The following is an 18,616-nucleotide window of genomic DNA, read 5'->3' as shown; positions in this document are numbered from 1 at the left end:
ATCACCTATCTCTTGATTTCGGGAGAATCTAAGGGTTTATCTAAAGGAACGTTCATTAAACGCAAGGATTCTTGCATAACACGGGCAAACACAGGTGCCGATACAGTACCACCATAGTAAGTGCCTTGTGGGTTTTCAACCACGACCACCATCGCCAAACGCGGATCACTCACAGGTGCAACGCCAGCAAAAAGCGCACGATATTCGTTGGTTGAGTAACCTTTACGGTCAGCACGTAATTTATGTGCTGTACCTGTTTTACCACCTACACGGTAGCCCGGAATGGTCGCACGAGTCGCTGTACCACCTGGCAAGGTTGCAGTTTCCATCATCAGCAAGACTTGATCCGCAATTTTTGGATCAATCATTTGCTCACCTTGAGGTGGTGCATCCAACTTATACAAACTCAAAGGCATTTTTACCCCTTTGTTTGCCAACATGGCATAAGCATCCACCATTTGCAGCACAGTGGCATTCAAGCCATAGCCATAAGCCATTGTTGCAACTTCAGAAACATTCCATTTACTTGGTGGTAAGATTAGACCACCACTTTCACCCGGAAATTTCACTGCCGAACGTTGACCAAAGCCCAAACGCTTATAAAACGTTGGCAAAGTTGAATAAGGGAGTGAAAGCGCAATTTTTGCCACACCGACGTTCGAGGACTTTTGAATAATGCCACCCAAAGTCAATGGGCCATAGTTATGCGTATCACGAATGGTATGGTTGCCGACCCGCATCGAACCTGGAGTAGTATTCACCACGGTATTAGGTTGATATTTTCCACTTTCCAAAGCCATAGAAATGGTTAAAGGTTTCATGGTTGAACCTGGTTCAAAAGAGTCAACCGCTCCACGGTTACGCATGGCATCTTTATTCGATAAACTATTTTTATCATTCGGGTTATACGATGGCCATGATGTCATCGCTAAAATTTCACCCGTTTTTACATCCACCGCGATGGCTGTTGCAGAACGGGCATTGTTCGCTACACCCGCAGCAGTCAACTCACGGTACATGATGTACTGCAAACGCGAATCTATACTGAGGGTAATATTTTCCCCTGGCTCAACTTCTTTGATTACTTCTGGATCTTTAAAGCGATTGCCTTTTTTGTCACGAACGACTTGCTGTTCACCATCAATACCTGAAAGACGTTGATTGAGCTGCATTTCCAGACCTTCAATGCCTGAACCTTCACTGTTGGTCAAACCAATAATCTGTGCATTCGGCTGGGGCTGAGGATAATAGCGCTTGTAGTTCTTTTCGGTATACACCCCTTGGAAGCCTCGCTTCATAATCAGCTCTGCCTGCTGTGGCGGGACTTCTTTTTGCAAAACCAAATACCGTGAACGAGGGCGCTCGTTCAACTTTTGCTTTAACTCGGCCCGATCCATGCCAACAGCATCAGCCAACTCATCTAAATTTAAATTTTTATCAGGCAATTGACGTTTCAATTTACGATTATGCGGATCATTGGCTAATTCAGCGGTGATTTCATCAAATAACTTTTTATTATCAAAATAATCACGAGGATCAATCACCACTTTCATAATTGGTGTACTGATCGCCAAAGGTACACCATGACGGTCATAAATTACGCCACGCATGGCCTTAATTTTTTCAGTTCTTAAAATATTGGCATTGGCTTTGTTTTGTAAAAATTCAGTATTAATCACCTGAACATAAAAAGCACGTCCGACCAAAGCAAAGAAGCAGGCTAAAACCACTGCCCACATCAGATAAAAACGCCACATCTCAACCTGTAACGCTGATTTTTCAGTCACCGCTTGCTGTTTTTTACGGGTGGGTTTACGCTTTTCTACCATGTTGCAGCGGCCTTATTTTTTATTTTCTGAAGTCGTGGGTAAAGAAATTACTACGGTTTGTGCCGCAGGAGGTGAATACATTCGAAGTTGTGTCACTGCGCGCGTTCCAATTTGTGCAGTTGCGCCAAAGGTTTGCTGTTCAATCAACAAACGCCCCCATTCTGCATTCAGGTCATCGCGCTCTCGCATAAAAGAGCTCATTTCACGATAGTCATGTCGATATTCAAAAACTTGTAAGACCACCATCATGGCACTGATAAACACCAGCACCAATAAAATGGCATAAGCAATGAACTTCTTAAACTTTAACTTTGTTGGAGTTTTTTCAACGACTTCAGTTTTCATTATTCGCCTTTTGCTACTAAGCGTTCTGCAACTCTAAGCCATGCACTACGTGAACGTGGGTTGGCTTTCACTTCGGCATCACTTGCTTTCACACGTGATACTTTCTTTAAACGACGCGTATCTGCGCGTTGTTGTGGCATGCCCCAGCCCAAATCTTCTTCAAGTGTCGACTCTTTTTGAATAAATTGTTTAATTAAGCGATCTTCTAGTGAATGGAAGCTAATGACCGCCAAACGACCATTCGGCTTTAAAACATCTACCGCCTGTGGTAGAAAAACTTCAATATCTTCTAATTCTTTATTAATGGCAATACGAATGGCCTGAAAAGTTCGGGTTGCAGCATGTTTATTTTTTTCCCATTTCGGGTGTGCCACTTTCACAATCTCGGCCAGTTGAGCTGTGGTTTCAATCAACCCTGCAGCCTTGATAGCTTTCGCAATACGCCGGCTATAACGCTCTTCGCCATATTGGAAAATAACATTGGCTAAGGCTTCTTCTTCAATATCCACTAACCACTGCGCTGCCGTTGGACCTTGCGAGTTGTCCATACGCATATCAAGCGGACCATCTTTCATAAAACTAAAGCCACGCTCCGCCTGATCGAGCTGCGGTGAAGACACACCCAAATCTGCCATGACTCCATCAACCAAGCCAATCCCACGTGCTTCCAGCTCATATTTCAGGTCAGCAAAGCTGGCATGAATAATTTTAAAACGTGGATCTTCTTGTTCTAAAATAGCCGCTGTTTCCAGTGCTTGTGGGTCTTTATCAAAGCCATAGACACGCGCATTTTCATCCAGTTTAGATAACAATAAACGGGTATGTCCGCCACGACCAAACGTGCCATCAATGAAAATTCCTGTATTGCGATCTGCTACCAAAGCATCAACAGTTTCGTGAAGTAATACAGAAATATGCGACATAAAGACTCAATACGATCGGAAGGAAAAATGTAACTGCACATTATTACCTTGTTTTAACAAAGCTCCAAACGACTTTTTGTACGGAAATATTACTTTTCATAGACAAAACCGTTTTAAAACAGCCACCGTCATAAAAAAAGCCTCCCGTAGGAGACTTTTTAAACAGCATCGGCAAAGCGAGCCTAACTCATTTACGGTTATTTGAGATCTGATCGTAAATTGCCCCATTCACAAAGTGAGTCTGTTGCGCTTTCGCCCAGCCCCCAAAGACCTCATCAATGGTGAAAGTTTGTAAGGGTGGGAATTGCGCTTTATATTTTTCTAAAATCGCAGCATTACGCGGACGGTAAAAATATTTCGCAGCCATTTCCTGACCGATCGGTGAATATAAATAGTTAATATAACCTTTGGCTAACCACTTATTGCCATTTTTCTCAACGGTCTTATCTACGATTGCGACAGAAGGCTCAGTTAAAATCGAGATCGAAGGATAAATAATCTCGGATTGGTCTTTACCTAATGTTTTTTGTGTCACTAAGGCTTCATTTTCCCACGTCAATAACACATCACCTATGCGACGTTCCGCAAATGTCGTCATTGAAGCACGTGCTGCAGAATCCATGACTTTTACATTACGGTACATTTTACTGACAAACTCTTTCGCTTTGGTGTCATTACCACCAGGTTGTTTCAATGCATAACCCCAAGCGGACAAATACACCCACCGTGGCAATCCGCCTGTTTTTGGATTTGGCGTAATAATTTGTACACCCGGTTTGGTTAAATCAGACCAGTCTTTAATTTTTTTCGGGTTACCTTTACGCACCATAAATACAATGGTCGATGTATAAGGTGCCGAGTTATTTGGAAACTCTTTTTGCCAGCCTGGTTGAATTTGACCAGACTTCACGATTTCATCAATATCATTGGCCAAAGCCAAAGTCACTACATCGCCTTTTAAACCATCCACCACCGAACGTGCTTGCTTACCTGAACCACCATGTGACTGTTTAAACTCGACCGTTTGTCCTGTACGACTTTGCCAGTAAGCAGCAAAAGACTGATTAAATTCATCATAAAACTCACGTGTTGCATCATAAGATACATTGAGCATAGTACGATCCGCAGCTTGTGCTGAAGTAACACTCAATGTCAGGCCTGATGCAAATAAAGCAGCAGTCAGAATAAATTTTAAATGGGTTTTCATAGCAACATTAAATTAAATATCTAAAATTATGCTAAATATATGAAACAAAATCACAAACCACAATTCGTGTTTCATGATTAAATTGTTGCGACCTTTAATTTAAACAGGATTAATCCACTGTTTTTATTCAAAATAATAATCCGCTCTTTATTTCTTCCAATTAAATAGATTTTTATGCTTTAAATATGCAGAAAGTGAATATATAACTATTCACTTTCACTGATCAAACATTCATTTATTAAGCTAAGCTACTTATTTTTCAGTATAAATTTGATCAAAAATCGCACCATTCACAAAATGAGTCTTTTGCGCTTTAGCCCATCCACCAAAGACATCATTAATATTAAATGTTTTTTGTTTTGGAAATTGTGCAATATATTTATTCGCGACCTGTTTATTTCGCGGGCGGAAAAAATGCTTCGCAGCCAACTCTTGCCCTTTAGGCGAATACAAATAATTTAAATAGCCTTTGGCCAAATTCCGATTGCCATTTTTGTCGACGGTTTTGTCCACAATCGCAACTGATGGCTCAGCAAGAATCGAAATAGACGGGTAAACAATATCATATTTGTCTTTACCCAAACCTTGCGTTGCCAGTAAAGCCTCATTTTCCCAAGACAAAAGCACATCGCCAATCCCCCGCTCAGCGAATGTGGTTAATGAACCGCGTGCGCCTGAATCCAGTACTTTGACATTTTGATACAGCTTTTTGACCAACTCTTTGGCTTTGGCATCATTTCCACCTGGCTGTTTCAATGCATAACCCCAAGCTGATAAATAAATCCAGCGTGGAGCCCCTCCCGTTTTGGGATTAGGGGTAATAATTTCAACATCTGGCTTGGTTAAATCATTCCAATCTTTAATGTGCTTTGGATTACCTTTACGTACCAAAAACACAATGGTTGAAGTATAAGGAGCAGAGTTATTTGGAAATTCTTTTTGCCAGTTTTTATCAATTTGTCCCGTATTGACGATTTCATCAATATCATTGGCCAATGCTAAAGTCACTACATCAGCTTGTAGCCCGGTTGCAACCGCCCGTGCTTGCTTGCCAGAACCACCATGCGACTGCTTAAAGTTTACCTCCTGACCTGTTCGGGTTTTCCAATATTGCCCAAAAGCTTGGTTATATTCTTGATAGAACTCACGAGTCGGATCATAAGACACATTTAAGAAATCTTTTGCTGCATACGTCGTTGCAGCCCAGCCCCCCAGTAACACAAAAACAGATGTCGCTAATATTTTTTTCATTGCTTTATACTCTTAGTGAATTTTCCCACTATATAAACAACAAAAAATCAATACAATCATCTAGTTATAATTAATTATGACTTCAAAATCGAATAAAAAGATATCTTTTGAATGACTAAGCTCTATACTTTTTCTCATAATCATCGCGGAGCAAACACTGATTTACGCACTTAAAATTTTGAAATCTTCATGTTATCTCCACACTTGTTTGGTACAAAAAGCCAAACGATTTGTATTTTCTATTTAGAAATGTCAATTTAACCAAACTTTCTTTATATTTTTGTAAATTTTGTGACACAGTTACACTTTTTTATTGGTAAAACTGGTTAAATTGAAACTAGATTGAAAAAGACTTTTAATAAAAATCTGTTCTAATACCATGTTGAGAGGGGGAATAAGGACATGAAAGCAACATTTTTACACAGCGTTACTTTAAGTATCGGCTTGGCATGTATGAGCCAAATAGGACACAGTGCCGCAATTCAAAACAACGATAAAGTTGCAATGCCTGCTGAAAAAACATCGTTGATTGAGAAAGCGCTCAGCCAACAAAAAAGTGGTGAAAAAAACACATTGACGGATACTGATTTAAAAATCATGACCTCAATTAAAGTTGCACCGACACAAAATTTCTTTGCTACACAAAACCAACGCTTCAGTCGTTTTGTGCAATCGCTCTTCCTCTAAATAAAAAAGCATCACATCAGCGCCTCTCTCAAGCGATGATGTTGCCGATTAAAAGTCTGATCACGGAATGTTGAATTAAGCATTAAGTGGTCGGGCTTTTTCGTTATAATAGACCTCAATTTACATTCTGAATCATTATTGGCCATGACTGTTCGTACTCGTATTGCTCCCTCTCCAACAGGCTTCCCACATGTGGGCACAGCGTATATCGCATTATTTAACTTATGCTATGCCAAGCAACACGGTGGTGAATTTATTCTACGTATCGAAGATACCGACCAACTGCGTTCAACACCTGAATCTGAAAAAATGATTTTAGACTCTCTTCGTTGGTTAGGCCTGAATTGGTCAGAAGGTCCAGACATCGGTGGTCCACATGCACCATATCGCCAGTCTGAGCGAATGCATATCTATAAACAATATGCTCTTGATTTGGTTGAGAAAGGTCATGCATTTTACTGCTTTGCAACAAGCGAAGAACTTGATCAAATGCGTGCTGAACAGCAAGCCCGTGGTGAAACACCAAAGTATGATGGTCGTGGTTTAAAACTATCTGCCGAAGAAGTTCAAAGCAGACTTGCTGCAGGTGAGCCACATGTGATTCGAATGAAAGTACCTGAAGAAGGGATTTGTACAGTCAATGACTTGCTACGTGGTGAAGTAGAAATTCCTTGGGCACAAGTGGACATGCAAGTTTTATTGAAAACAGATGGCTTGCCAACCTATCACCTTGCCAATGTGGTCGATGACCATCTCATGCAAATTACTCACGTGTTCCGCGGTGAAGAATGGTTGCCTTCTGCACCGAAACACCAGCTCCTTTACCAATATTTTGGCTGGGAAATGCCTGTACTGGGTCATATGCCTTTGCTACGTAACCCAGACAAGTCAAAATTGTCAAAACGTAAAAATCCAACATCAATCACGTACTATAAAAACATTGGTGTCTTGCCAGAAGCCCTATTGAACTATTTAGGTCGTATGGGCTGGTCAATGCCAGATGAACGTGAAAAGTTCAATCTGGCTGAGATGATTGAGCATTTTGATATTCACCGTGTTTCTTTAGGTGGCCCAATTTTTGATGTAGAAAAACTCAATTGGCTCAATGGTCAATGGATCAAAGGCTTAAGCCCAGCTGAACTATTAGATACACTACTGGCATGGAAATCTGACCGCAAGATGCTCGAAGACATCGCAGCAGCGATTCAACCGCGGATCAACTTACTTTCAGAAGCCGTAAACTGGTCTGCGCACTACTTTAATCAGTTCCCCGCACTGAGCAAAGAACAGTTTGAAAGCAAAAAGTTGACCGAAGAGCAAGTTCGTCAGAGCCTTCAATTTGCGATTTGGCGCTTAGAAAGCATGTTTACGTGGAACAATGATACAGTAAGCCAAACATTGATGGACTTAGCCACCCAGATGGAGATTAAGCTGCGTGACTTTATGCCAGCGTTCTTTATTGCGATTGCAGGTTCGACTGCTTCAACCCCTGTGATGCAAACCATGGTCACCATCGGTCCTGACTTAACCTTCGCGCGCTTACGTCATGCGCTTGAAATTGTAGGCGGTCCAAGCAAAAAAGAAGCAAAAGTATGGGAAAAACTGAATGAAAGCTTAAAATTGCCGAAAAATGATGCAGTTGATAACGCTTAATTGATTTTTTAGTTGACGCATGAACGTTATATCCCTAATATAGCGCTCACACAGAGAGACGGTGTTAACCACTCAACGTGATGCCTCAATAAGTCCCTATCGTCTAGAGGCCTAGGACATCGCCCTTTCACGGCGGTAACCGGGGTTCGAATCCCCGTAGGGACGCCATATTTAAGATGGCAACATCTGATAAAAAACCCAAGCATAATGACTTGGGTTTTTTATTGCCTGAAATTTCTTAGCCATCCATTCCAACGCTTTTTTTGGCTTTCTGTACTAATCCGATTAGAATACAACATAGATTAGAATTTCGGAGTCGTCATGCAATACCGCTGTCCTCAATGCCAAAGTCCAAAAATTATGCCTGTTGCTCAAGCAGGCGCTCCAGCAGCACGTCCAGTTGTGCCTAAAAGTTTAGTTTTTCTAATCCCTGCTATCTTTGTGTTATTACTTCTGGTGTTAATTAGCATTGCAATGTGGATCTTTGGGGATGGTGCGGGCTCAACACTTCAAATTGCAACGGTTGTCGTGTTTATCGTATGTGTAGTTGCGGGTTTCTTGTTTTACCGAGATCTTCCAGATTTTAAAATTTCGATGCAAGGCTTTATGCAATCCCAAAAAAAATGGAAATGCCGCGAATGCGACCATGAGTGGGAAATTTAAATCCCCTCTTAATATCAGCAGATCAAGGAGAGGCCAAGCTCTCCTTTTTCTTCAGGCAAATTATAAATAATAATTATTATCAAATGGTATTTTTTCTCGATATAATCAACCCACTTTTTGATTTTATTCGGAACTTTATTGCCATGAGAAATATGCTCTTTTGTGCGCTTGCTCTAAGCACTGCGACTCAAGCCCATGAACCCTATGTCGCACCCTTAGCCTATCTCACAGAGAATACCCAAGTTCCTGTTCTCAGTGCTTATGCAGAACAAGCTTTTCATCCTGAATACGCTTTAAAAGATACATCCTTCACTGTTTTTCAGCCCAACCAAACTCAAAGTACCGTTCAACCCGTAAAAAATTTAGACTCAGCAGCAACGTTTGATCTCAAACTTCCTGAAAAGGGTACCTATACCATTTTCGCAAAGACTTCGTATCCAATTGATTACGTACAGCACAATCGTCAGTGGAAAATTTTTGCCGATGTAGCAGCAGACAAAGTTCCTGCTCTGAGTGAGCGTGACTATGTCATTCCAAGTGACTTTAAAGGTAAAGTGCCAAGCAAGGTCTCTACGGTTCGTGAATGGAGCATTCAAAGCTATGTCAGCAAGGACAGCACCTCACCTGTCGCTATAACACCAGCCCCAATTCAAGTCAGCTTTAAAACCCATCCCAACCAAATCAATGTACAACAACCTGTACAACTGCAAATTACGCAAGCAGGCAAAGCTCTTGCGCATGCAGAGCTTATGGTTCGCGCTCAAGGTGAGCTTGAACAGCAAGCAAAAAGCACACCTGTTGATGCACAAGGCAATGCCACGCTCACTTTTGAACAGGCTGGACAATACTTGATTGAAGTGAGCGAAAAGGTCGATGCCAAAGCAAAACCTAAAAATCAGTATTACAGCATTATCAGCTTACAAGTGAATGCCTCTAAAACACCTTAGAAAACAATTAACAAACATAAAAAAACCAGCCCGAAGGCTGGTTTTTTTATTGGCTAACGACAGTATTAACCGCCAATTTTCTTGTATTTAGTACGTTTTTGTACAGCATCTTCACCTAAACGAGCCAAGCGGTATGCTTCATACTCGGCATAGTTGCCTTCATAAAACTCAGGCTGTTCGTTCTCAAACGACAAGATATGTGTTGCAATACGGTCAAGGAACCAACGGTCATGCGATACCACCATTACCGTGCCTGGGAATACAAGAATTGCATCCTCAAGTGCACGTAAAGTTTCGATATCCAAATCGTTCGATGGCTCATCCAGTAAGATGACATTAGCGCCCATTTGCAGGATTTTCGCCAGTTGTAAACGGTTACGCTCACCACCTGACAATTCACCTACACGTTTTTGCTGATCTTGGCCTTTAAAGTTAAAACGGCCAATATAAGCACGTGATGCAATTTCGTATTCGCCAATTCTTAGGATATCCAAACCGCCAGAAACTTCTTCCCAAACGGTTTTGTTGTTATCCAAAGTATCACGGATCTGACCCACATAAGCGACTTTAACCGACTCACCTAGTGTCACCGTACCTGTATCAGGCTGTTGTTCACCCGTCATCATACGGAATAGTGTGGTTTTACCTGCACCGTTTGGTCCCACAATACCCACAATTGCTGTAGGTGGTACGGTAAAGCTTAAGTTTTCGTAGAGTACGCGACCATCAAATGATTTACTGATGCCTTCTACTTCAACCACTTTATTGCCTAGACGCGGACCAGGTGGAATATAGATTTCAGACGTTTCGTTACGCTGTTGGAACTCACGTGAGTTAAGTTCTTCAAAACGCTCCATACGTGCTTTGTTTTTCTTTTGTTGACCTTTAGCATTTGAACGAACCCATTCCAGTTCTTTTTTCAATGCTTTAGCAAAAGATTCTTCTTGCTTCTGTTCTTGCTCTAAACGTGCATTCTTTTGCTCTAACCAAGCAGAATAGTTGCCTTGATATGGAATGCCCATACCGCGGTCAAGCTCAAGAATCCATTCAGCGACGTTATCCAAGAAATAACGGTCGTGCGTAATCGCCACAATCGTGCCCGCGAAGTCTTTCAAGAAACGCTCTAACCAAGATACAGACTCTGCATCCAAGTGGTTCGTCGGCTCGTCTAGAAGCAACATGTCTGGCTTAGATAAAAGCAAACGACATAATGCAACACGACGACGCTCACCACCTGATAGTAAAGTTACGTCTGCATCCCAAGCTGGAAGGTTCAATGCTGCAGCAGCTTGATCCATTTGGTTACTCAGGTTATGTGCATCCCATGAGTGAATAATCGCTTCTAATTTTTCTTGCTCTTTTGCCAATTTGTCAAAGTCTGCGTCTTCAACCGCATATTCAGCAAATACTTCATCCAAGCGTGCCAAAGCATCTAATGGTTCACGTAAACCATCTTCAACGTTACCGCGAACATCTTTATTTGGATCGAGTGGTGGTTCTTGCTCTAAATAGCCGATTTTGATACCCGGTTGCGCACGAGCTTCACCAGAGAAATCTTTGTCTACGCCAGCCATAATACGAAGCAAGGTCGATTTACCTGCACCGTTTAAACCAAGCACACCAATTTTTGCACCCGGGAAAAATGACAAAGAGATGTCTTTCAAGATTTCGCGCTTAGGCGGAACCATCTTAGACACTCGGTTCATCGTATAAATATATTGGGCCACGCAGGACTCCTCAATAGAAAACCAAAAAATCGCAAAACAGCGAAAAATATTTTGGGGCATTATACGATGAATGCGCTGAAAAAATAAGGCATTAAACTGATCTTCAATGCAATGTTACAACTTTCAGTTCGAGTGTTTTTTAAACGCTTGTTTTCAGCAGTTTTTATATGCTTACCAAGTTAAAACTTACACTTCATTATGAAAATTTTAGATAAACATTCATATTTTTTGCAATTTCACTTATATTCATTAATGGTAGACTGTGTAATATTTAACTCACGCAGATGAAGTCACATGACCTATAAAGACGAAACTTTGGCTATCCATGCTGGTTATAGCCCTGAGGCCACCACTAAAGCTGTGGCTGTGCCGATTTACCAAACGACCTCGTATGCCTTTGATAATACGCAACACGGCGCTGACCTATTTGACCTGAAAGTCCAAGGCAATATTTATACCCGTATTATGAATCCAACCACTGCGGTGCTCGAACAGCGTTTAGCTGCACTCGAGGGAGGTATTGGAGCTTTGGCTTTGGCTTCGGGCATGGCTGCCATTACTTATGCTATTCAAACCATTGCTGAAGCAGGTGACAACATTGCTTCAGTATCGACCTTGTACGGTGGCACTTATAACCTGTTTGCCCACACTCTGCCGAAACAAGGCATTGAGGTACGCTTCTTTGATTATCAAGATCCAGAAGCCCTACGTGGCTTAATTGATGAAAAAACCAAGTTGGTTTTTGTTGAATCCATTGGTAATCCACTGGGCAATATTATCGACCTAGAAGCAATTGCCAAAATCGCCCACGAATATGGAGTACCTGTAGTGGTCGATAATACGGTTGCAACCCCTGCTTTGCTTAAACCGTTTGAATATGGTGCTGACATCGTGATTCACTCGCTCACTAAATATATTGGTGGACATGGCAATTCGATTGGCGGTGCGATTGTTGATAGTGGCAAGTTTCCTTGGGGCAAATATCCTGAGCGCTTTAAAGTGCTGAATACACCCGACCCAAGTTATCACGGCGTGAACTATGTTGAAGCTTTGGGCGAAGCAGCCTATATTGCTCGCGCTCGTGTCGTTCCATTGCGCAATACTGGTGCTGCGATTAGCCCACTCAGTGTGTTCCTGATTCTGCAAGGCTTAGAAACACTCAACTTGCGTATGGAACGTCACATCTTCAATGCGCAGAAAGTCGCAGAATATTTACAAGCCCATCCCAAAGTAAAATGGGTTAACTATGCTGGATTGAAAGATCACCCTCAGCATGGCTTGGCACAAAAATATGTCAAAGGGCAGCCTTCCGCAATTTTATCTTTTGGGGTACAAGATGGCCTTGAAGGTGGGACACGTTTTATTGATGCCCTACAACTGTTTACACGCTTAGTTAATATTGGGGATGCCAAAAGTTTAGCGTGCCACCCTGCAACGACCACGCATCGTCAGTTGAATGAAGCGGAACTGCTATCAGCAGGCGTGAGTACCGATATGGTGCGCCTATCCATAGGGATTGAACATATTGATGATTTAATTGCAGATTTAGAGCAAGCCTTAGCCCAAGTCTGAAATGCATCCTACAAAATAAAAGCCTCAATCACATGATTGAGGTTTTTTATACAGCTGTCTTTTATATTTATAGCCCTTTAATTTCATTTTGATTCGTGATAAAAGTTAATTATTAGAATAAGCAAAATAGAGTTTTTACTCTAAAATTATTTATTAATTCAATAACTTATGCCGTGATATTTTGAAGCAGTTTAGGTATCATATTGTTAAGGAAAGCAGCTGCATTGGTCCAAAAATCCAGCATAAATAATCGAATACAAAAACAGCCATAACCCTCAAATATTCTATTTAGATCAGGAAAGATAAAGTGAATTCAAGAATTGATAGACTTTTTAAAGAACGTGTAAACGGAAAAACCGTCTTAATTACAGGTGCTTCAAGTGGTATTGGTTTAACAGTTGCACATAAACTGGCTGATGCAGGCGCACATGTACTATTAGTTTCACGCACCAAAGAAACCTTAGAAGAAGTCAAAGCAGATATCGAAGCCAAAGGTGGTTCAGCTACGGTTTTCCCTTGTGACTTAAATGATTTAGATTCCATTGATGAAGTTTCTAAACAAATTTTAGCTTCAGTAGATCATATTGATATTTTGATTAACAACGCAGGACGCTCAATTCGCCGCGCGGTACATGAGTCAACAGAGCGCTTTCATGATTTTGAACGCACCATGCAGCTCAACTACTTTGGTGCCGTGCGTTTAGTGATGAACATCTTGCCACAAATGATGATTCGTCGTGATGGTCATATTATTAACATTAGCTCAATTGGTGTATTGGCAAATGCTACCCGTTTCTCAGCGTATGTAGCATCTAAAGCTGCTTTGGATGCGTTCAGCCGTTGTCTCTCAGCCGAAGTACATTCACATAAAATTGCGATTACGTCAGTGTATATGCCTTTAGTCCGCACGCCGATGATTGCACCAACAAAAATTTATAAGTACGTACCCACGCTTTCACCTGAACAAGCAGCAGATTTAGTCGCGTACGCGATTGTGAAGCGTCCGAAGAAAGTCGCAACCAACCTCGGTCGTTTGGCATCTATCACTTATTCAATTGCACCAGACATCAACAACAAACTCATGTCGATTGGCTATAACTTATTCCCTAGCTCTAGCGCATCGGTAGGTGAGCCACAAAAACTCAACTGGGTACAAAAAGCGTATGCACGCTTATTCCCAGGTGAACACTGGTAAGTTTCCTGATCATGACCCAGCTTTTCATTGAACGGCTGGGTTTACACATTTTGTAAGTTTTAACAGATCGTTAAGAAATAAAATCCAATATAAAAATAAGAAGAAAAGGAGATAAAAATGCAGGCACTTTATATTTTCAAACTCTTTTGTTTCATTTTTGCCTCACTTATGGTTTTTAATCTATATATAGAACTTCGCCTTCCTGATCATTCAATTTGGCAAGTTATGGTTTATGGTGGGCTAATGATAATTTTGATCGAATTTGCTTTCAGTAGCCGACTCACTGCCCAATGCTCAAGCTCTCATTTAAACAATAAAAATCACACAGACTCTACACCAGTAAAAACTCCCCCACCGTCTCGTTTATATAGCAATATTTTATTAAAAATAGGGCTGATATCGACGCTTTCAGGGCTACTTGCTCAAAGTGTAATAAACTAGAGACCCACTATTTTTTATAGACAAAAATAAAGATGACGATGCAATCTCACATTTTGTGTTATAAACAGCCGTCATTTTTTGTTTTGTGAGTCTATGCGCACTTTTTCTTTCGTCCTGCAATACGTATGTATCGCCTTTGCGATTTACCTCAGCTACCGCGTAGGCAGCAGCCTGTATTTACAAGATTATGTGATGATGGATGTCGTGGCCAATGTCGGCACAATTCTGATCTGTATCGACCTTGCTGTTTTCCTTTGGCATAGTCGTAGCACGCAAGCTATGAGCCTGAAAGATTATGCGACGAGACTAGAACAACCTGCACCGACTTTTGTCAAAGTATGTCGAAAGCTAGGGCATTTTGGCATTATGCTAATCATCACCAGTTGGATCGTGCCAATCATCAACGGATAAAAGAAACCATAAAAAAACCTCCCAATTGGGAGGTTTTTTTATTTAAACATTAAAGATTATTTAGAACCTTTAATCCCCGCTTGAAGCAACAATGTACCTAAACCACCAATTTTATTTTCTTGAGGTTTAGTCTCTTGTGGCTTCTTGTTTGTTTGAGTGCGCTCGCCTTGCGGACGTGCTTGTTGTGGACGTTTACCTTGTGGTTTACGTTCACTACGCTCTGCATTTTCACGGCGTGGTTGACGTGGAGCTTTAGGCGCATCAGCACCTTCAGGGCGCATCGACAAATTCACACGATTACGCTCCGCATCTACACTGAGTACACGCACTTGCACAATTTGACCTGGTTTCGCCACTTTATGCGGATCTGCAACAAATTCATTCGCCAATTCTGAAATATGGACCAAACCGTCTTGGTGTACACCCACATCCACAAAAGCACCGAAGTTCGTCACATTGGTCACAACACCTTCAAGCTGCATGCCTTCTGCTAGCTGCGCTACTTCCGTAATGTCTTCACGGAATTTTGCGGTACGGAACTCTGGACGCGGATCACGACCTGGTTTTTCCAGTTCATACAGTACATCTTGAATGGTTGGTAGACCAAATTTCTCATCTGTAAATTCTTCTGCATTCACTTGGCGAATAATTTCAGAGTTACCAATGATGTCTTTCACTGTTGTCGCTTTCGCTTCAACAATTTTAGCAACCAATGCATAAGACTCTGGGTGAACAGCAGAAGCATCCAATGGCTCTGAACCATCTTGAATACGTAAGAAACCTGCCGCTTGTTCAAAAGTACGCTCGCCTAAACGTGGTACTTTCTTCAAATCTTGGCGGTTGTCAAAACGACCATTTTCTTTGCGGAAATCGACAATTTGCTGTGCAATCGACTTATTCAAACCTGCGATATAACCCAAAATAGCAGATGATGCAGTATTAACATCCACCCCCACCGAGTTCACACAGTCTTCAACCACCGCTTCAAGCGTTTTTGCTAAACCAGTTTGGTTCACATCATGTTGGTATTGACCTACACCAATCGACTTTGGATCAATTTTTACTAGCTCAGCCAATGGGTCTTGTAAACGACGTGCAATCGACACAGCACCACGAATCGACACATCTAGCTCTGGTAGCTCCGCAGATGCCAATTCAGATGCTGAATAAACTGATGCACCCGCTTCTGATACTGAAACACGGGTCAGTTTTAAATCACTGTTTGCAGCCATCATTTCAGCTACAACGCTTTCTGTTTCACGGCTTGCTGTACCATTGCCAATGGCAATCAGGTCAACATTGAATTCACGGCATAAACGAGCCAGTTCTGCAATTGAACCCGCTTTATCGTCTTTGGGAGCAAATGGATAAATCGTGCTATGTGCAAGTACATCACCCGATGCATTCACCACAGCCAATTTCACCCCTGTACGGATGCCAGGGTCTACACCTAAGGTTGTACGTGCACCTGCGGGTGCAGACAACAATAAATGACGTAAGTTTTCAGCAAAAACATCCATGGCTTCAGATTCAGCTGCAAGACGTTTTTCAGTAAGCAACGAATGTTCGATACTTGGACGAACCTTGCCTAACCAGAACAATTTAGCCGTTTGTTTTAAATAGTCTTGACGTGCTTGCGGCTGTGCAGTTTCAAGGCTGTATTCAGTTTCAATACGCGCCAATGGTGCATCATCTTCGCCATCAACTTTTAAACCTAAAACGTTTTCTTGACGACCACGTAACATCGCCAATAAACGGTGTGACGGGACTTTGTTTAAATTTTCAGAAAAGTCGAAGTAATCGCGGAATTTTTTGCCAACTTCTTTTTTCTCGTCACTTGCCACTAAACTTTTTAAAGTGGCCGTTTTTGCAAACGTGGCCTTAAGTTCAGTTGTCAGTGCAATATTCTGCGCCCAGTCATCAATTAAAATATGTTGAATCGCATCCAACTGACTTTCTAAATCTGGATAATCTTCATGACTAAAGCCTGCCAATGCTTCAGCAGGATCAACCGCTTCTGCAAAGATTTTTTCTGCAATCGGGCCCAAGCCTGCTTCTTTGGCTTTAAATGATTTACTGGTTCGTTTTGGACGGTATGGTGCGTAAATTTCTTCTAAGGCATTTTTAGTTTCAGCAGCATTTACACGTGCCAATAAATCATCAGACAATTTGTCTTGTTCTTTTAATGATTCGATTACCTTTTCGCGACGTTCAAATAAGTCACGTAAATAAGCCAAACGTGTATCGAGCTGACGTAACTGCGCATCATCTAAGCCTTGCGTGACTTCTTTACGGTAACGCGCAATAAATGGAACGCTAGCACCTTCATCAATCAACTTGATGGCAGCCTCGATTTGATTTGGACGTACGGCAATTTCTTTTGCCAACTGCTGAACTAAGTCAGTCATCGTATGTGATCCCACAAGGATATGTACTAAAAGCCATGATTATAAAGACCAAGACTATAAAATCCACAACTGTTTTTATTAATTTAATGGCTTAAATGTGACATATTTCAGGCAAATTTCATAAATCCATCTTATTTTCAGTGTTAAATCTTATTTTTAGGTATTCTTTGCCATTTTTTTCTATGGGCTAAGATGTATACATTTGGTATCTATGTCTTGATTTTACCTGCAATATTTGTTGCTTTAGAGCATAGTAAAGACATACAAATGAGTCGTATACTCAAGACTATCCCGACTTTTGTTTACGATGACAATAAAGAATAAAGGAGCACTTCAATGAGTTTAGTTGTACCTGCTGAAAAAACAGATGCCGTACATAACGACGCAGATCGCGTTGAACGCATTTTAGTGGTAGATGACGATGTGCGTTTACGTACGCTACTCCAACGCTTTTTAGAAGATAAAGGCTTTGTAGTGAAAACAGCGCATGATGCAACCCAAATGGATCGTCTCTTACAACGCGAACTGTTTTCACTGATTGTGCTCGACTTCATGCTCCCTGTTGAAGATGGCTTAAGTATCTGCCGTCGTCTACGCCAATCAAATATTGATACCCCTATTATTATGCTTACCGCACGTGGCAGTGACTCAGACCGTATTGCAGGTCTAGAAGCGGGTGCAGATGACTATTTACCAAAACCATTTAATCCAAATGAGTTGTTAGCACGTATTCGCGCCGTACTGCGCCGCCAAGTCCGTGAAGTTCCAGGTGCACCAAGCCAACAAATGGAAGTAGTCAGCTTTGGTCCATGGTCACTTGATTTATCAACACGCACCTTAACACGTGAAGGTCAAGTCGTAACCCTAACTACAGGTGAGTTTGCGGTACTAAAAGCCTTGGTACAACACCCACGTGAGCCTTTGACTCGCGACAAATTGATGAACCTTGCGCGTGGCCGTGAATGGGGTGCAATGGAACGTTCGATTGATGTTCAAGTATCGCGCCTACGCCGTCTTGTAGAAGAAAACCCTGCTCGTGCACGTTATATTCAAACGGTTTGGGGTGTAGGTTATGTCTTTGTTCCAGATGGTGCGGAATAATTCAAAACTGAAAAATACGGCTTTGGTCTTTTAAAGCTGAGTAGCAATAATAGGCACGACGGAGTCCTAAAATTAAGCTCAACTTTATCGATTAACCTGCGGTTCGCCTTACTTTTGTTTCGACAAAAGTAAGCAAAACCATTGCCATCTGCAAAACTCGGCATATTTCTGCATTTCAACATCATACTCGCAGAAACTTTATAACATTCAGAGCTCCTGCCTCGAACAATTGCAGATGACTTTTCGCGTATCGCAT

Annotated in this window: 16 protein-coding genes and 1 tRNA gene; 10 read left to right on the top strand and 7 right to left on the bottom strand. The window is 41.6% G+C overall.

What is annotated here, in order from left to right; genetic code table 11:
* Positions 1–5: 5 nt before the first annotated feature.
* The 5 genes from ftsI to ACZ8ZH_RS01320 all read right to left on the bottom strand — a co-directional run bounded on the left by ftsI (position 6) and on the right by ACZ8ZH_RS01320 (position 5,555).
* Positions 6–1,829, bottom strand: coding sequence for a penicillin-binding protein PBP3 (gene ftsI / locus ACZ8ZH_RS01340; protein ID WP_086209052.1), 1,824 nt, complete (start codon positions 1,827–1,829; stop codon positions 6–8).
* A gap of 12 nt (positions 1,830–1,841) precedes the next feature.
* Entirely contained in the window at positions 1,842–2,174 is a 333-nt protein-coding gene (gene ftsL / locus ACZ8ZH_RS01335) for a cell division protein FtsL (protein WP_086209053.1), read from the bottom strand.
* On the bottom strand, positions 2,174–3,097 hold the full coding sequence (gene rsmH, locus ACZ8ZH_RS01330; protein ID WP_119063247.1) for a 16S rRNA (cytosine(1402)-N(4))-methyltransferase RsmH: 924 nt from the start codon (positions 3,095–3,097) through the stop codon (positions 2,174–2,176). Before rsmH ends, ftsL begins: the two co-directional genes overlap by 1 nt.
* 187 nt (positions 3,098–3,284) lie before the next feature.
* Positions 3,285–4,304, bottom strand: a complete 1,020-nt coding sequence (locus ACZ8ZH_RS01325; protein WP_470247821.1) for a sulfate ABC transporter substrate-binding protein — start codon at positions 4,302–4,304, stop codon at positions 3,285–3,287.
* A 252-nt stretch (positions 4,305–4,556) separates the two neighbouring features.
* Entirely contained in the window at positions 4,557–5,555 is a 999-nt protein-coding gene (locus tag ACZ8ZH_RS01320; RefSeq protein WP_086209056.1) for a sulfate ABC transporter substrate-binding protein, read from the bottom strand.
* A 402-nt stretch (positions 5,556–5,957) separates the two neighbouring features.
* On the opposite strand from ACZ8ZH_RS01320, the gene ACZ8ZH_RS01315 reads away from it, so the two are divergent.
* From ACZ8ZH_RS01315 to ACZ8ZH_RS01295, 5 genes are all read left to right on the top strand, one after another.
* Positions 5,958–6,242, top strand: coding sequence for a hypothetical protein (locus tag ACZ8ZH_RS01315; RefSeq protein WP_086209057.1), 285 nt, complete (start codon positions 5,958–5,960; stop codon positions 6,240–6,242).
* A gap of 144 nt (positions 6,243–6,386) precedes the next feature.
* Complete coding sequence (gene gltX / locus ACZ8ZH_RS01310) at positions 6,387–7,895, top strand: glutamate--tRNA ligase (RefSeq protein ID WP_086209058.1); 1,509 nt, start codon at positions 6,387–6,389, stop codon at positions 7,893–7,895.
* A gap of 92 nt (positions 7,896–7,987) precedes the next feature.
* Positions 7,988–8,063, top strand: a tRNA-Glu gene (locus ACZ8ZH_RS01305).
* Between the two features lie 153 nt (positions 8,064–8,216).
* The gene (locus ACZ8ZH_RS01300) at positions 8,217–8,558 is read left to right on the top strand and encodes a hypothetical protein (RefSeq protein WP_086209059.1); all 342 of its coding nucleotides are present in this window, start codon (positions 8,217–8,219) and stop codon (positions 8,556–8,558) included.
* Between the two features lie 143 nt (positions 8,559–8,701).
* Positions 8,702–9,505: a DUF4198 domain-containing protein gene (locus tag ACZ8ZH_RS01295; protein ID WP_119063361.1), complete on the top strand. Its 804-nt coding sequence runs from the start codon at positions 8,702–8,704 to the stop codon at positions 9,503–9,505.
* A gap of 65 nt (positions 9,506–9,570) precedes the next feature.
* On the opposite strand, the gene ettA is transcribed toward ACZ8ZH_RS01295, so the two are convergent.
* Positions 9,571–11,232 carry an energy-dependent translational throttle protein EttA gene (ettA, locus tag ACZ8ZH_RS01290; protein WP_470247820.1) on the bottom strand — a complete coding sequence of 554 codons (1,662 nt, stop codon included), beginning with the start codon at positions 11,230–11,232 and terminating at the stop codon, positions 9,571–9,573.
* A gap of 294 nt (positions 11,233–11,526) precedes the next feature.
* Between ettA and ACZ8ZH_RS01285 the strand changes: the two genes are divergently transcribed.
* From ACZ8ZH_RS01285 to ACZ8ZH_RS01275, 3 genes are all read left to right on the top strand, one after another.
* Positions 11,527–12,804, top strand: coding sequence for an O-acetylhomoserine aminocarboxypropyltransferase/cysteine synthase family protein (locus tag ACZ8ZH_RS01285; protein WP_119063248.1), 1,278 nt, complete (start codon positions 11,527–11,529; stop codon positions 12,802–12,804).
* 307 nt (positions 12,805–13,111) lie between these two features.
* Positions 13,112–13,999, top strand: a complete 888-nt coding sequence (locus ACZ8ZH_RS01280) for an SDR family NAD(P)-dependent oxidoreductase (protein WP_086209061.1) — start codon at positions 13,112–13,114, stop codon at positions 13,997–13,999.
* A gap of 534 nt (positions 14,000–14,533) precedes the next feature.
* Positions 14,534–14,851, top strand: a complete 318-nt coding sequence (locus ACZ8ZH_RS01275; protein WP_086209063.1) for a hypothetical protein — start codon at positions 14,534–14,536, stop codon at positions 14,849–14,851.
* A 56-nt stretch (positions 14,852–14,907) separates the two neighbouring features.
* Here the strand turns inward: ACZ8ZH_RS01275 and ACZ8ZH_RS01270 are convergent, their stop codons facing one another.
* Entirely contained in the window at positions 14,908–17,259 is a 2,352-nt protein-coding gene (locus tag ACZ8ZH_RS01270; RefSeq protein WP_119063250.1) for a Tex family protein, read from the bottom strand.
* 192 nt (positions 17,260–17,451) lie between these two features.
* Between ACZ8ZH_RS01270 and ACZ8ZH_RS01265 the strand changes: the two genes are divergently transcribed.
* Both ACZ8ZH_RS01265 and ompR read left to right on the top strand, forming a co-directional pair.
* Complete coding sequence (locus ACZ8ZH_RS01265) at positions 17,452–17,583, top strand: hypothetical protein (RefSeq protein WP_470247819.1); 132 nt, start codon at positions 17,452–17,454, stop codon at positions 17,581–17,583.
* A 12-nt stretch (positions 17,584–17,595) separates the two neighbouring features.
* Positions 17,596–18,360, top strand: a complete 765-nt coding sequence (gene ompR / locus ACZ8ZH_RS01260; protein ID WP_086209065.1) for an osmolarity response regulator transcription factor OmpR — start codon at positions 17,596–17,598, stop codon at positions 18,358–18,360.
* Positions 18,361–18,616 lie beyond the last annotated feature (256 nt).

Source organism: Acinetobacter sp. SW-226 (assembly GCF_055632855.1).
Note: the sequence above shows the minus strand (reverse complement) of the source record. Positions and strands in the feature narration are given on the sequence as shown.

Coding starts and splice junctions, on each gene's coding strand:
- ftsI (WP_086209052.1), bottom strand. CDS start 1,829: ATGGTAGAAAAGCGTAAACCCACCCGTAAAAAACAGCAAGCGGTGACT.
- ftsL (WP_086209053.1), bottom strand. CDS start 2,174: ATGAAAACTGAAGTCGTTGAAAAAACTCCAACAAAGTTAAAGTTTAAG.
- rsmH (WP_119063247.1), bottom strand. CDS start 3,097: ATGTCGCATATTTCTGTATTACTTCACGAAACTGTTGATGCTTTGGTA.
- ACZ8ZH_RS01325 (WP_470247821.1), bottom strand. CDS start 4,304: ATGAAAACCCATTTAAAATTTATTCTGACTGCTGCTTTATTTGCATCA.
- ACZ8ZH_RS01320 (WP_086209056.1), bottom strand. CDS start 5,555: ATGAAAAAAATATTAGCGACATCTGTTTTTGTGTTACTGGGGGGCTGG.
- ACZ8ZH_RS01315 (WP_086209057.1), top strand. CDS start 5,958: ATGAAAGCAACATTTTTACACAGCGTTACTTTAAGTATCGGCTTGGCA.
- gltX (WP_086209058.1), top strand. CDS start 6,387: ATGACTGTTCGTACTCGTATTGCTCCCTCTCCAACAGGCTTCCCACAT.
- ACZ8ZH_RS01300 (WP_086209059.1), top strand. CDS start 8,217: ATGCAATACCGCTGTCCTCAATGCCAAAGTCCAAAAATTATGCCTGTT.
- ACZ8ZH_RS01295 (WP_119063361.1), top strand. CDS start 8,702: ATGAGAAATATGCTCTTTTGTGCGCTTGCTCTAAGCACTGCGACTCAA.
- ACZ8ZH_RS01285 (WP_119063248.1), top strand. CDS start 11,527: ATGACCTATAAAGACGAAACTTTGGCTATCCATGCTGGTTATAGCCCT.
- ACZ8ZH_RS01275 (WP_086209063.1), top strand. CDS start 14,534: ATGCGCACTTTTTCTTTCGTCCTGCAATACGTATGTATCGCCTTTGCG.
- ACZ8ZH_RS01270 (WP_119063250.1), bottom strand. CDS start 17,259: ATGACTGACTTAGTTCAGCAGTTGGCAAAAGAAATTGCCGTACGTCCA.
- ACZ8ZH_RS01265 (WP_470247819.1), top strand. CDS start 17,452: ATGTATACATTTGGTATCTATGTCTTGATTTTACCTGCAATATTTGTT.
- ompR (WP_086209065.1), top strand. CDS start 17,596: ATGAGTTTAGTTGTACCTGCTGAAAAAACAGATGCCGTACATAACGAC.